The sequence below is a fragment of the Sorangium sp. So ce281 genome, assembly GCF_051527395.1.
Lineage (GTDB): Bacteria > Myxococcota_A > Polyangia > Polyangiales > Polyangiaceae > Sorangium > Sorangium cellulosum_B.
In genome coordinates this window covers 11615297-11629517 of the sequence record NZ_CP150322.1, presented here as the reverse complement: position 1 = coordinate 11629517, position 14221 = coordinate 11615297, and the positions used below count along the sequence as shown (strand labels likewise).

Annotated in this window: 10 protein-coding genes; 6 read left to right on the top strand and 4 right to left on the bottom strand. The window is 72.5% G+C overall.

What is annotated here, in order from left to right; genetic code table 11:
* Positions 1-71 precede the first annotated feature (71 nt).
* Together WMF27_RS44570 and WMF27_RS44565 are read right to left on the bottom strand one after the other, a co-directional pair.
* Positions 72-1061: a hypothetical protein gene (locus WMF27_RS44570; protein ID WP_437762790.1), complete on the bottom strand. Its 990-nt coding sequence runs from the start codon at positions 1059-1061 to the stop codon at positions 72-74.
* Between the two features lie 109 nt (positions 1062-1170).
* A complete protein-coding gene (locus WMF27_RS44565; protein WP_437762791.1) occupies positions 1171-1815 on the bottom strand; it encodes a glutathione S-transferase N-terminal domain-containing protein in 645 nt (214 codons plus the stop codon).
* A 398-nt stretch (positions 1816-2213) separates the two neighbouring features.
* Between WMF27_RS44565 and WMF27_RS44560 the strand changes: the two genes are divergently transcribed.
* Complete coding sequence (locus WMF27_RS44560) at positions 2214-4358, top strand: cytochrome C peroxidase (RefSeq protein ID WP_437762792.1); 2145 nt, start codon at positions 2214-2216, stop codon at positions 4356-4358.
* A 109-nt stretch (positions 4359-4467) separates the two neighbouring features.
* On the opposite strand, the gene WMF27_RS44555 is transcribed toward WMF27_RS44560, so the two are convergent.
* Positions 4468-5208 carry an SDR family NAD(P)-dependent oxidoreductase gene (locus WMF27_RS44555; RefSeq protein ID WP_437762793.1) on the bottom strand — a complete coding sequence of 247 codons (741 nt, stop codon included), beginning with the start codon at positions 5206-5208 and terminating at the stop codon, positions 4468-4470.
* 109 nt (positions 5209-5317) lie between these two features.
* Between WMF27_RS44555 and WMF27_RS44550 the strand changes: the two genes are divergently transcribed.
* Positions 5318-5935: a TetR/AcrR family transcriptional regulator gene (locus tag WMF27_RS44550; RefSeq protein ID WP_437769931.1), complete on the top strand. Its 618-nt coding sequence runs from the start codon at positions 5318-5320 to the stop codon at positions 5933-5935.
* 34 nt (positions 5936-5969) lie between these two features.
* Here the strand turns inward: WMF27_RS44550 and WMF27_RS44545 are convergent, their stop codons facing one another.
* Positions 5970-6695 carry an SDR family oxidoreductase gene (locus tag WMF27_RS44545; protein ID WP_437762794.1) on the bottom strand — a complete coding sequence of 242 codons (726 nt, stop codon included), beginning with the start codon at positions 6693-6695 and terminating at the stop codon, positions 5970-5972.
* Positions 6696-7087: 392 nt separating this feature from the next.
* Between WMF27_RS44545 and WMF27_RS44540 the strand changes: the two genes are divergently transcribed.
* The 4 genes from WMF27_RS44540 to WMF27_RS44525 are packed head-to-tail and all read left to right on the top strand — an operon-like array spanning position 7088 to position 14172.
* Positions 7088-7864, top strand: a complete 777-nt coding sequence (locus tag WMF27_RS44540; RefSeq protein WP_437762795.1) for an ABC transporter ATP-binding protein — start codon at positions 7088-7090, stop codon at positions 7862-7864.
* On the top strand, positions 7861-9894 hold the full coding sequence (locus WMF27_RS44535; RefSeq protein WP_437762796.1) for a TonB-dependent receptor: 2034 nt from the start codon (positions 7861-7863) through the stop codon (positions 9892-9894). Before WMF27_RS44540 ends, WMF27_RS44535 begins: the two co-directional genes overlap by 4 nt.
* A gap of 40 nt (positions 9895-9934) precedes the next feature.
* Positions 9935-11368, top strand: a complete 1434-nt coding sequence (locus WMF27_RS44530; RefSeq protein ID WP_437762797.1) for a DUF3526 domain-containing protein — start codon at positions 9935-9937, stop codon at positions 11366-11368.
* Positions 11365-14172, top strand: coding sequence for an MATE family efflux transporter (locus WMF27_RS44525; protein ID WP_437762798.1), 2808 nt, complete (start codon positions 11365-11367; stop codon positions 14170-14172). Before WMF27_RS44530 ends, WMF27_RS44525 begins: the two co-directional genes overlap by 4 nt.
* The last annotated feature ends 49 nt before the right edge of the window (positions 14173-14221 follow it).

Genomic DNA, 14221 nt, shown 5'->3' with positions numbered 1-14221 from the left:
GATTCGGCTGCTGCACGTCACGACGACAGAACGGCGATCGCGCGCCAAGCGTTCCATGCTCCTGCGGGCACTCACGAGCTCCGCACCGGCTCCGCGAGCCAGCGAACCAGCGCCTCGCTCTCTAGATCGAGCAAGGCATCCTCGACCTCGCCCGGACCGATCGCGCGGGCTCGCTCGAGGATCGAGCGCTCTTCCTCCGCCGTCGGCCGTCGGCCGATCCGCCGCGCGAAGAGGCGACCGAGCAGCTCCGCGATCGCCTTCTCCTCCCCGCGCTGCTCACCCCTTCGCTCGCCTCGTTGCTCGCCCCGTTGCTCGCCCCGTTGCTCGCCTCGCTGCTCCCCTCGCCGCTCGGCCTCGATGATCAGCTCCCCGATGATCGGGGTGCGCCGGAGCAGCCCCTCTTCCTTGTCCTCCACCATGTCGACGAGCTCCTTCATCAGATTATGGCCCCAGGGATCGATGGCCGCCATCACCAGCAGCGCCGTGTACAGCTCGGCCCGCTCCGCGGGCGTCGCCGCCCCCGCGTGGATCTCCGCGACGACCTCCCGCAGCGCCGCCGCGGTCGCGTTCCGCGTCAGCGGGGCGAACACCAGCCAGAGCACGCTGCCGCGCGCCCGGAGCTCGCCGATCGTGTGCTGGTAGACGGCATCGATCCTGAAGTGCACGCCGCTGAACCGCCGCCCCGGCCAGGCGGTAGAGCGCTCACCCGTCGCAGGCAGGCGCCGCCTTCTGCCCGAGAGGACCACGACGACGCTCTCGATCGGCGGCACCGGCTCGCCGGGGGCTTCGAGGCGGAGCGCGGTGAAGAGGAAGCCGAGGTATTCGAAGACGCGATCCGGTACATCGTCACGGAGCGCGAAGCAGAACTCGATGTGCAGCACCCGCGGCTCGCCGTCGACCCGCAGGCGCAGGGCCTTGTCGACGCGGCGCTCGATGGTCGTGACCTGGCTGTCGATCCAGCCGAGGACCTCGGTGCAATGGCCCTCGGGGACGAAGGCGCGCGCCAGGTCCCCGGGCCGCCTCCGGGCGAGGTGGCGCAAGGTGATGTCGGCGTCTCCCATGCGTGGCGTCCCCGGCAGATCGCATGCCAGGGAGGAGAAGGCCGAAATCACGGGCTTCCCGCATGAGGTATGCGCGTCGGTCGGGTGGCGGCGCCATGGCGGGCTGCGCTCAGGGGTCGAACCGGTAGGTGGTCTCGCCGGCGGACGCCCGCGCCGCGAACTCTCGACAGAAGCCGTTCAGCGCCGGATAGGGCTCGGTCGGCAGGACGCGCCGGAACTCCAGATGCGTGACGAGGCAGAACAGCGCGACCTCCAGGTAGCTCAGATCCCGGTCCGACGGGAGCGCGGCGAGCGCGTGACCCGCGTTGTCCTCCAGCCATGACATGGTGTTCATAAGGCTCTTTCGCTGCTTGGCCTGGAGCGCGCTCCCGTCGCCGGCCCCGGCGGCACCGGCCATGATCAGCCCGACCTCCGTCGCCATCGCATGAACGACGAGCTCCTGGGCGTTCGCGAGGAGGGGTTGATCGAGGTCCTCCGGCCATACCGTGCGTACCACGCGCTTCGACCGCCGCGACAGCTCGCGGCAGATAGTGAGCGCGCCGAACCACACGCCGCGGGATGTCCGGAGAGCCGGCATCTTGAGCGCGGGGTTGCCCCCGTAGTCCGCCGCGTTGGACGACATGAGGTCCCGCACGACCTCGAGCGAATGGTCGACCCCCATCTCGGCGGCGAAGATCCGCGTGACACGCGTGAAGTGCGAGCTGGAACGGCCGACGATGACGGGCTTGACGAGCTCGCCTAGAGCATCTGACATGCTTGCTTCTCCGATCGGGGAACCGTTCTGTGTCGATGCGGGCCTGGCGCGTGGAGCGCCTTGAGCGCCAACCCAGCCCCGTCGCGCCGCTCCCACGCATCGTGGATAAATAGCGTATCCGACGCCGGACCCGCGCTGTCAAGCGTCCCAGGCAGCATCCCAGTTGGCCACCCGAGTCCCCGGATCCACGATGTCCACGCGCTCATCTGCTCTATGGAACGCGCATCCTCGCAGCGGGGATGTCGTCGCCGAGGGGCATGCATCCGAGTGTACACCTTTCGCGAGAGCGGGCAGGCTGCTCCTCCGGCGCTCCAGCCCGGTCAGGCCAGGCCAGGCGAGCGACCATCCCGCGGCGACGCTCCTGTCACACTCTCGCCCGCTGGGCCGATGGTCCAGGCATGAGAGCCGCCGCTCCGACCGCCCTCGCCCTCCTCGCCCTCGCCTGCACCCCCTCCCCGCGCGACCCGGCCCCGGCGCCGCCGCCCAGCCCCCCTGCCGCGGCGGAGGCGCCGCCGCCGCCCTCCTGCGCCCGGCGCGCGGCGGGCCCCGCGCCTGCGCCCCTCGACGCGACGCACGCCGGCTCCGGCGTCGCCCTCGCGGAGCTCGGCGGGCGCACCCTCGCCTTCGTCGCCGACGAGGACGACACCGCCCTCCACACCGTCGACATCGACGCCCGCGCCGCGCTCGCGCGCACGCCGCTCGCGGGCCGGCCCGCCCAGGTGATCGTGCTGGGCGACGGCCGCGTCGTGGCCTCGCTGCGCGACCGCGCCCTGCTCGAGGTGCTGGAGCCGCTGGGCCCTGCTGCCCCGCTCGAGCGAAGGTGCCTGGTGCCCGTCGCGAGCGAGCCGGTGGGCCTCGCGATGACGCCGGACCGCGCCACGCTGCTCGTCGCGAGCCGCTGGGGCCACGCGCTCACCAGCCTCGCGACCGCCGACCTCCGGCGCACCGGTGAGCTGCCGCTCGCCCGCGATCCCAGCGCGGTCGTCGCGTCGAGCGACGGCCGGCGCGCGTTCGTCTCCCACGCGGTCGGCGGCCGCATCAGCGTCGTGACGCTCGGCGAAGGCGGCGCGCCGGCCGGCGCGCGGGAGCTGTCGACCGACGGGGTGGAGCGGCGCGCCCCGAGATCGACGTCGAAGCTCGCCAAGCCTTTCCCGCGCAGCTCGAGCGGGCCGTCGCGGAAAGCGCCCTTCGATCTGGAAGACGGGGCGCCGTTCCAGATGCGCCGCCCGACGGTGAACGTGGATCGCCGCGGCTCCCAGGGCTTCGCGCTGGCGCGCGCGGCGAGCGGCGCGGTCTTCGCGCCCATCGCGCACGTCGATCCGGGGCCCGCGACGGGCGCCGGTGGTTACGGCAGCGCGCTCGTCCACACCGTGATCGAGCACATCGCGGTCGTCGACGCGATGGGCGAACGCGCGGAGGTCCCGCCGGTCTCGGCCCACCTCGGGCTCCGCGGCTGCCGGCTCCCGCGGGCGGCGGCGATCGAGCCCGGGGACGAGGTCCTGCTCGTCGCGTGCCTCGGCCACGACGAGGTGATCGCCTACGACGCCCGCGCCCAGATCCCCGGCGAGCCGCAGCGGCCCGGATCGGTGCGGGATCGCGAGCTCTTCCGCGCCCGCGTGGGCGCCGGGCCCACCGCCATCGCGGTCGACGGCGCGCGCCGGCGCGCCGTGGTCTTCTCCCGGTTCGACGGCGCGCTGACGATCCTTCCCGCCGCGCGCGACCCGGGGCCGGCCGCGATCGGCGCCGCCGGCAAGGAGCTCGCGGGCGAGCTGCCGGTCATCGCCCTGCCCCGCGCGTCGCGCCTCGACGAGCGGCGCGCGGCGGGCCAGCGGCTCTTCCACGCGGCCGGCGGCCGTCGCGTCGCGTTCGACGGGCGCGCCTGCGCCAGCTGCCACCCCGACGGCCGCGACGACGCGCTCACCTGGTCGACGCCGGAGGGCCCGCGCCAGACGCCGATGCTCATGGGGCGGCTCGACGGCACCGCGCCGTACGGCTGGGAGGGCGGCAAGAAGGACCTGGAGAGCCACTTCGCCCGCACCATGTCCCGGCTCGCGGGCACCGGCCTGAGCGCGAAGGAGCGCGACGCCATCTTCGCGTACCTCCGCGGCATGGATCCGCCCGCCGAGGCGGCGGTCCTCACGGCCGAGGAGCGCGCCGCGCTCGCGGCGGCGCCGGCCGGCGCCGCAGAAGCGGCAGCCGCAGAGCCGGCAGCCGCGGCGGCCGGCGCCCGCGCGGCGCTCGCCGCGCGCGGCGAGGAGCTCTTCCACGCCCGCGAGGCGGGCTGCTCGAGCTGCCATGTCGGCGACGAGCTGACCACCGACGGCGCGCGGCACGACGTGCGGAGCGCGACGCGCTTCGAGACGGAGCGCTCCTTCGAGACGCCCTCGCTGCGCTTCGTCGGCCGGTCCGCGCCGTACTACCACGACGGCCGCTACCCGACGCTGCTCGCGCTGGTCGAGGGGGTGGACGGCGCCATGGGCCACACCGCCCACCTGTCGGCCGGCGATCGGCGCGCCCTGGTCGCTTACCTGGAGTCGCTCTGAGGGAGGCGCGGCCGGCCTGATACGCACGCGACGGCACCGCGCCGTACCTCCCTTGGAGTCGCCCTGATGGCCGCGCGACCGGCGCCCGGCGCGGGCCGCGCGGCCCCCCTCAGGCCGTGAACCCGCCGTCGACGGCGATCGTCGCGCCGGTGATGAAGCGCCCGCTTTCGCCGGCAAGGTGAGCGACCGTGGCGGCGATGTCGTCGGTGCTGCCGTAGTGGCCGAGCGCGAGCTGGCTCCGCTGCATGTCCGCTCCAGCGCCGTTGGCCGGGTTCATGTCCGTGTCGATCGGGCCGGGCTGGACGAGGTTCGCGGTGATGCCGCGCGGCCCGAGATCGCGGGCGAGGCCCTTCGTGAGGCCGACCAGCGCGGACTTGCTCATGGAGTACAGCGCGATTCCCGGCCCCGGCACCCGGTCGGCGAGGCAGCTGCCCATGCTGATGATGCGCCCGCCGGCGCCCATGTGCCGCGCCGCGGCCTGCGAGGCGAGGAAGACGCCCCGCACATGGATCCCCAGCGTCTTGTCCAGGTCCGCGAGCGTCACGGCCTCGAGCGGCCCCATGATGGCGACGCCGGCGTTGTTGACGAGGATGTCCAGCCTGCCGAGCTCGGCCACCGTCCGCTCGACCGCGCCGACGATCGCAGCCGCATCCGCGGTGTCCGCCGCGATCGCCATCCCCCGCCGACCCGCCGCCTCGACGTCGGCGATCACCGAGCGCCCCTTGTCCGCGGCGCTCACGTACGTCAGCGCCACATCCGCCCCGCCCCGCGCCAGCCGCTTGACGATCGCCGCGCCAATCCCGCGGCTGCCCCCGGTCACCAGCGCCACCTTGCCTGCGAACTCCGCCATGAGTACCTCTTTTCTGTACAGATCGATACAGAATATGTACTCTGTCCCGTGACCGGTGGTCAATCGGTTTTTTTATCGATCGTCACAGAAACACAGAAAGGTCTCGATGATGGTCGGACGGGGTCGCCCGCGCAGCTTCGATCGGGACGCCGCCTTGCGGCGAGCGATGGAGGTGTTCTGGGAGCGGGGCTACGAGGGCACTTCGCTCAGCGATCTCACGGCCGCGATGGGCATCAACTCGCCGAGCCTCTACGCCGCGTTCGGCTGCAAGGAGGCGCTGTTTCGCGAGGCCGTGGCGCTCTACAACGAGGTCGAGGGCGCGGCGGCGAAGCGGGCCATGTGCGATGAGCCGACGGCGCGCAGGGCGGTCGAGGCGATGCTGCGCGGCAACGTGGAGGGGTACGCGACGCCGGGCAAGCCGAGCGGCTGCATGGTCGTGCTCGCCGCGACGCTCGGCACGCCGGAGAACGAGCGCGTGCGCGCCTACCTCGCCGGGTGCCGGCGGGCGGCGCTCGACGCGCTCCGGCGCCGGCTGGATCGCGGCGTCGCCGAGGGCGACGTGCCGGCGGGCACCGACACGGCGGCGCTCGCCGCCTTCTACACCACCGTGCTCCAGGGCCTCTCCCTGCAGGCCCGCGACGGCGCCTCGCGCGAGGCGCTCCAGGCGATCGTCGACTGCGCGATGGCAGCATGGGAGACGCTGGCGAGGCCGCGCGCCGCGGTCTGAGCGCGCGCCGCGGCGCGCGAGGCGAGCCTGCGCGCTACGTGGCTTCGTTCATCGGCCGCAGGACGATCTGCACGATGCGCGAGCGGTCCCGCGGCAGCGCGGCGAGCACCACGGCCTCGGCCACGTCCTCCGGCGTGGAGAAGCCGCGCATGCGCTCCGAGCCGGCGGTGCGCCCGTCGCCGAGGGCGAAGTGGGTCTCGACGCCGCCCGGACAGACGGCGCTCACCTTGATGTTGTCCTGCCAGAACTCGCGATCGAGCGCCTGGGTCAGGCCCATCTGCGCGAACTTGGAGGCGCAGTAGATGGCCTCGCTCGGATAGCCCTGCAGGCCGGCGACGCTGGCGACGTTGATGATGTGGCCGCCGCCCTGGCGGCGCATGTGGGGGATGACCTCGCGGCAGAACAGCCATGTCCCCTTCACGTTCGTCGCCATGATGCGGTCGTAGTCGTCCTCCGACCACTCGAGGAAGGGCCGGTATCCGCCGATGCCCGCGTTGTTGACGAGGATGTCGATCCGCCCGAGCTCGCGGACCGCCTCCTCCACGCACGCGGCGACGGAGGCGGCGCGGGTGACGTCGGCCTCGATCATCCGCCCGCGGCCGCCCGCCTCGCGGATCTCCCGCTCGAGCGCCGCCAGATCGGCCGCGGTGCGCGCCACGCCGACCACGACGGCCCCCTCCCGGCTCAGCGCGAGCGCGCTGGCCTTCCCGATTCCCCTGCTCGCCCCGGTGATGAGCGCGATCTTGTCCTTCAGCCGCACGGTGTCCCCCTCTCTCGCCGCCGCGCGCAGAGGAACGGAGCGCCGCCCCCCCCCGCGCCGGCGGCAGGCACGTTATCACGGGCGCGGCGCGCGCGCGGGGAGCCGATACCCGACCTCAGCCGGAGCGCCGGCCTCGAGCCAGACCAAAGCGCGGTCGCCCTCGCCCCCCGGGTTGACCCAGACGATCGTCCGGAGCGCACGGACGCCGCGCGATGCACCGGCGAACAGGCCTCGCGCCGCGTCGTCCAGGGAGGGGCGGCCTTCGGCCTCCACGCCGCCGACCGGTCTCCCCTCGGCACTACAGATACAATTGCATCATATTTGCAATTGACTTTCCGATGCATCGATCGCATACGGTGCGCCGCCGGCGGCGATGTCCCGGCGGACCAGCCATGCTCACGGCGAACAAGCTTTCGAAGTCCTACGGGGGCGCGCCCGCGCTCGACGCGCTCGATCTCGAGGTCGCGGCCGGAGAGGTGCTCTGCCTCCTCGGCCCCAACGGGGCGGGCAAGACCACCACGCTGAACCTCTTCCTCGGCTTCACGCGGCCCTCCTCCGGCGCCGCGTACGTGGGCTCCGCCCACGTGGAGGCCGATCCGCTCGGGGCGCGGCGGAAGATCGCCTATGTCCCCGAGCAGGTGCGGCTCTACCCGCACCTCAGCGGCTGCGAGAACCTCGCGTATTTCCTCGGCCTGTCGCAGGCGCGCGCGCCCTCCTCCGCGGAGCTCTCGCGGCTGCTCACCGCAGCTGGGCTGCCGGAAGGCGCCGTGCACCGCCCGGCGAGCGGCTACTCCAAAGGCATGCGGCAGAAGGTCGTGCTCGCCCTCTCGCAGGCGAAGCGCGCCGCCGCCCTGCTCCTCGACGAGCCGACCTCCGGGCTGGATCCAGACGCCGTCCGCGAGCTCTGCAGCGCGATCCGGCGCGAGAGCGACCGCGGCGCCGCCGTGCTGATGGTGACCCACGACCTCGGCGCCGTCGCGAGCATCGCGCGCCGGATCGGCGTCATGAAGGCCGGCCGGCTCGTCGAGGTCACGCGCGCCGCCGGCGTGTCCGAGGCCGACGTCCTCGCGCTGTACCGCCGGCACTTCGACCCCCCGGGCGACGCGGCTCCCCCGCTCCCCTCGCGCAGCAGCGCGGCCGCCGCCCCCGCGCCCGAGGTCCTGTCATGACCCCGCGCGCGCGCACCTCCGGCCTCGCCACCGCCCTCGCCGCGCTCCTCTCGACCGCCGCCGCGGTCGGCGAGGAGATCCTCGTCATCGGCCAGCGGATCGGCCCCCTCGACAGCGCCGACGTCGTGGCCTCGGTCGATGTCCTCGGCGCCGAGGAGCTCCAGAAGCAGAGCGCGGCCGAGCCGCTCGAGCTGCTCCGGCGCGCGCCGGCGGTCACCATCGAGTCGTTCAACCAGGGAATCATCAACGCCGACGTGGGGCTCCGCGGCTTCAACACGCAGGGCGACGTCGCCCACACGAAGCTCCTCATCGACGGCATCCCCAGCAACCACCACGTCGGCCTCCCCGACATGAAGGCCGTCTTCCCGCTCGAGATCGAGCGGATGGAGGTCGTCAAGGGCACGAACGACCCGCGCTACGGCCTGAACAACGTCGCTGGCAACATCCATGTCATCACCCGCAAGACAGGCAATGAGCGGATCGCCCGGCTCCTCGCCGGGAGCTTCTGGACCGTCGAGCCCCAGGCGCTCGTCGCGACCGAGCACGGCGCGCTGAGCCAGACCTATTTCGCCGGCTACCGCGGCTCGGACAACCACCGCGATCACGCGAGGACCGACAAGGTCGCAGGCTCGGCCAAGTGGTTCTACGAGCCGTCCAGGGAGCTCCGGGTCGGGCTCATCCTGCGCGGCATGCTCCTCGACGCCGACGCCCCAGGCTACCTGTCCGCCGAGGACGCGCGCTCGCGCCCCACGGCGTCGCCCGCCCAGTCGGCGACCGACGGCGGCCGGCAGACGACCCTCCACGCGAGCGTCCACCTGGATCACGAGCTCACCCGGGGCCTCTCGTGGCAGCTGAAGGGCTACGGGCAGGCGTTCCTGAGGGACCGGTGGGTGAAGTTCGACCCCGACCTCGACCAGCAGCTGCGGATCGAGGACGATCGACAGTACGGCGCGATCTCGGTGCTCACGTACCGCACGCGCGACCCCCGGGCGCTCGACCTCACCGTCGAGTGGGGCGTCGACTACCAGCTCCAGGACAACCGGTACCAGCGCATCCCCACGGTCGCTCGCGAGCGGCGAGGCCCGGCGTTCCGCGACGAGAATTTCATGCTCCACGCCGCGGGCTCCCACGTGCAGGCGAGCGCGAGCCCGATCAAGCCGATCAAGCTGGTCGCCGCGCTGCGGGCCGACCGCCTGGCCGGCGCCGGCAGCTTCCTGGAGCAGCCCGAGGGCGAGGCGGCCCGCAGGGTCGACCACGATCTCAACGACTACGGCTTCATCTGGCAGCCGAAGGCGAGCGTCATGGTCACGCCGGTGAAGGGGCAGAGCCTGTATGCCAACTACGGGCGCACGTTCCAGATCGGCACGGGCAAGGGTGCTTATGCCGTTCAGGGCACGCCGCTCGATCCCTCGATCAACGACGGCTGGGAGATCGGCTATCGGTCGAGCGTCTTTCCGTGGATCACGAGCCACCTCGCCTTCTGGGAGCAGCGCGCGAGCGGCGAGGTGCGGGACAAGGGCGACGGCTCCGGCGACCTCGAGAACGTCGGTGAGACGGTGCGCCGCGGCTTCGACGTCGAGCTCACGCTCCGGCCGTACGATTTCCTCTCGGTGTGGGGCGCGTTCAGCCGCACCTTCTCCGAGCAGGTCGAGCCCGGGCCGGCCCTCGCCGCGAACAAGGGCAAGGAGCTCAATCACGTCCCGAGCTTCAGCGCCAAGGGCGGGATCGACGTTCACCCCGCGCGGGACCTGCTCGTCTCGCTCTTCTTCCACGCGCAGGGCGATTACTACCTGAACAAGGAGAACTTCACCCCCGAGCAAGGCGCGCGGAAGGTCGGCGACTACGTCGTCGTCAACGCGAGCGCGGCCTACGACGTCACGGAGGCCATCTCGGTCGGCGCCGAGGTGAAGAACCTGCTCGACCAATCCTACGACACGTCCATCTGGTACAAGGACTTCGGCGCCACAGGGGCCCAGCACAACCCGGGCAACGCTCGCTCGGCGTACGTGACTGGCACCTTGAGCTTCTGACGCTGCCGCGGTCCCGACGAGCCCCTCAGGGAGTCAGCGCATGAGAGCCCTCTTCACAGCGGCGCGGCACGAGGCGATCCGCGCGCTGCGCAGCCGCACCGTCCGCATCGCCGCCGCGCTCGCCGCGGCGCTCCTCGTCGCCGCCTTCCTGCTCGAGGCGGCGCGGCACACCCAGGAGGCCCGCCAGCGCGCGGCCTTCCAGGAGCTGGTCCATCGCCAGTGGGTCGACCAGCCCGATCGCCACCCGCACCGCGCCGCCCATTACGGCACCTTCGCTTTCCGCGCCCCGAGCCCGCTCGGCTTCTTCGATCCAGGCCTCGAGTCCTTCGCCGGCACGTCGATCTTCCTGGAGCCGCACCAGCGCAACTCGCTGAGCTTCAGCGAGGCCGGGCAGTCGAGCGAGCTCGCGCGCTTCGGGACCCCGAGCGCCGCCTTCGTCCTCCAGGTGCTGCTTCCGCTGCTCATCTTCTGCATGACGTTCGCGAGCGTCGCCGGAGAGCGCGAGTCGGGGACATGGCGCATCGCCGTCTCCCAGGGCGTCGACGCGCGCGTCCTCGTCGCCGGGAAGGTCCTCGGCGCGCTGCTCGCCGTCGCGCTGTGGCTCGCGCCGCTCCTCGCCCTCGCGCTCGCGGGCGCGCTGCTCACGGGCGCGCTCGACGCGTCCCGGGACACGCTCGTCCGCGCCGCCGCGCTCGCGGGCGGCTACGCCGTCTATCTGACGGCCTGTACGGCGCTCGGCGTGCTCGTCTCGTCGTTCCACCACCGCGCGCAGGGCGCGCTCCTGACGCTCCTCGGCCTCTGGGTCGCGCTCTGGATCGTCATGCCGCGGCTCGCCACCCAGGCCGCGAGCCGCCTCCACCCCACGCCGTCGCGCGCCCAGGTCGAGCTCGACCTCGCGCGCGCGATCCGCGAGGTCGGAGACAGCCACGACCCGAACAACCCCCATTTCCAGGAGCTCCGGCGCCGCACCCTGGCCGAGCACGGCGCGTCGCGCGTCGAGGACCTCCCGGTCAACTACGGCGGCGTGGTGATGCGCGAGGGGGAGAAGGTCACGACGGCGGTGTTCAACGACTACACCACGCGGCTGTTCGAGGCGCACCGCGCCCAGGACGCGCTCGCGCTCCGCGCCGGCCTGTTCACGCCGCTGCTCGCGATCCGGTCGTTCTCGATGGGGATCGCCGGCACCGACGCCCACCACCTCGTCGACTTCGAGGAGCAGGCCGAGGCGCACCGCTATGCCTTCATCCAGCACCTGAACCACCTGCACATCACGAAGATCCGCTGGCACGACGACAAGGCGCAGCGGGTCGATCGGGCGGAGTGGAGCGAGCTCGACCCCTTCCAGCACAGGAGGCCTCCCGCGGCGTGGGCGCTGTCCCGCGTGGCGCCCGCCGGCCTCGCGCTGCTCGCGTGGGCGGCGGCGCTCTCGCTCGCCGTCGCGCTCTTCACCCGCCGCCAGGGAGAGGCGTCATGAGCTCGTTTCCCGCACGTCTCCTCGTACGTCTTCCCTCACGTGCGCGCCTGGAGCTCCGCCAGATGCTCCGCGCGCGGATGGTCCTCGTCGCCGCCGCGCTCCTGCTCGTCGCCGGCGTCGCCGCCATCGTCGACGGCGCGGCCCGCGTCGCCCGCGAGCGCGAGGTCATCGCGGCGCTCGAGCCGGCGCTCAGGGAGGAGGAGAGCTACCTCCGCGAGACGCACGCGCCGGAGGACGATCTCGGCCTCGTCCTCTACTACCTCGCGATGCCGGTCGCGCACGAGCCGAACGAGTGGACGGCGCTCTCGACCGGGCTGCGCGACGTGCACTCGTACAGCCGGCACCTGCGCTTCATCGGCCTCGTGCCGCAGCTCTACAAGACCGACATCGCCAACCCGCTGAAGCAGCTCTCTGGCAGCTTCGATTACGGGTTCGTCCTCATCTTCCTCGTCCCGCTCTTCATCATCGGCGTGAGCTACGACGTTCGGTCGCGCGACGACGACCTCGGCACCGAGCCGCTCGTCTGCTCCCAGCCGACGCGCCTGTCCCGCGTGCTCGCCCTCCGGCTCGCGCTGCGCGCCGCGCTGGTCTCCGCCGTCGCGCTCGCGCTGCTCGCCTTCGCCGTCGCCCGGCTCGGCCTCCCGCTCGACGCGCGCGCCGGCGCCTTCGCGCTCGCGTCGCTCGCGTACATCGCGCTCTGGTTCGTCCTCGTGTTCCTCGTGGCCTCGCTGCGCCGCTCGTCCGCGTGGAACGCGATCTCGCTCGTGGGCGTCTGGATCGCCTGGTGCGTCCTGCTCCCCGCGCTCGTCAACCTCGCGATCATCACCGCCTCTCCCGCGCGCGGCGGCGTCGAGCTCACGCTCGCGCAGCGGCAGGAGATGAACGCCGGCTGGGACCGGCCGAAGCGCGCGACCCTCGACCCGTTCTTCGCGCGTCGACCCGAGTGGGCCCAGACCCCTGTGCCGGAAGACCGCTTCTCCTGGCCCTGGTACTACGCCATGCACGAGATGGGCGACGCGCACGTCGCCCGGCAGGTCGAGGACTACCACGCTGCGCTCGCGCGCCGTGAGCAGTGGACCGCGCGGGCCGCGCTCGCCCTGCCGCCGCTCGCGCTGGAGCTCGTGCTCGACCGGATGGCGGGCACGGACATGGCCACGGAGCTCGCCTTCAGGGACAGCATGGTGGCCTACCACGAGCAGCTGAAGCAGTACTTCTATCCGCTCGTCTTCAATCACGAGGGCCTCGCCGCGTTCGGCATCGACGACGTCCCGCGCCACCGCTTCGATGGCGGCCCGCGGCCCTTGCACCTCTCCGGCCTCGCCGGCCTGCTCGGCGTCCTCGCGCTGCTCGGCGCCACGATCCCGCTGGCCGTCCGCCGCATCGACGCGACGCCGTGGCTGGAAGAGGCGAGCGCCTCGCGCGAGGCGAGAGCTCGACCGATGGCCCAGCACCGCACGCAGCCCCGAAAGGAGGCCTTGAGCTTCGGATCGTACTGGAAGCTCGCCCTCCCCCTGACCCTCGCCGGCCTGTCGGGGCCCCTCATGAACGCCACCGACACCGCGGTCATGGGGCACTTCGGCGACGCGGCCACGATGGGGGGAGTCGCCGTCGGCAGCCAGATCTTCAACACCCTTTACTGGCTCCTCGGCTTCTTCCGGACGAGCACGAGCGGCTTCGCTGCCCAGGCGCGCGGCGCCGAGGATCGCCAGGAGGCGGCGTTGCAGCTGTTTCGTCCGCTGGTCTTCGCGGGCCTGGTCGGCTGCGCCTTCGTGCTGCTGCAGGGCCCCCTCGGGGCCGCCGGCATCGATCTGATGGGGGCCCGCGGACAGGTCGAGTCCCACGCGGCGGCCTATTACGAGGCGCGCATCTGGGGGGCTCCCGCGGTGCTGATGGGCTACGTGGTCGCGGGCTGGCTCATCGGCATGGCCGAGGTGCGCTGGGTGACGCTGCTCTATATCGGGATGGACCTGCTCAACCTGGTCCTCACCGTCACCTTCGTCACGGCGCTCGACCTCGGGGTGAGCGGCGTCGCCTGGGCCACCGTGCTGGCCGAGGTGACGAAGGTCGTCGTCGGCTTCCTGGTGATCTGGCGCAAGGGCCACCTGCGCGGCGTCCAGCTGAGATGGCAGCACCTCGCCGATCTCCACGCCATCACCCGCATGTGGCGCGTGAACAGCGATGTCCTCGTGCGCACGACCTGCCTGCTCGGCGTCTTCGGCTGGATCACCCGCCAGAGCGCGCTCCTCGGCCCCGAGGCCCTGGCGGTCAACGCGATCCTGATGCACATGCAGCTCGTCATCTCCAGCGCGCTGGGCGGGCTCGGGAACACCGCGGGCATGCTCGCAGGCCAGGCGATAGGGGCCCAGTCCCGGGAGCGCTTCCTCGGCACGATCCGGCTCTCGTTCTGGACGGCATCGCTGTCCGCGCTCGCCATCAGCCTCGCCTGCCTCGCCGCGCAGCCGGCCATCCTCGCGCTGTTCACGCCGCTGGAGTCGATCGCGCAGACGACGGGCCGCTACTTCATCTGGATGGTCCTGTTCCCCCTCGCGATCTTCTGGAGCATGATCCTCGAGTGCGTCTTCACGGGCGCGACGCGGGCCGGCCCCGTCCGCAACTCGCTGCTCGCCGCGACCCTGGTCTTCTTCGCCATCTGGCCTGTCGCCTCGGCCCACTGGGGCAACCACGGGCTCTGGATGGCCTTCCTCCTGTTCAGCCTGACGCGCTCCGTCTCTCTCCATCTGGCGCTCCCGAGGCTCATGCCCCTGGCATTCCCGGCGCGCCATCGGGAGCCCGTCACCGCCTGACGCCCACCGCTGGGCCGCGCGCCGCGTCGCGGTGCTCCACGTCACGTTC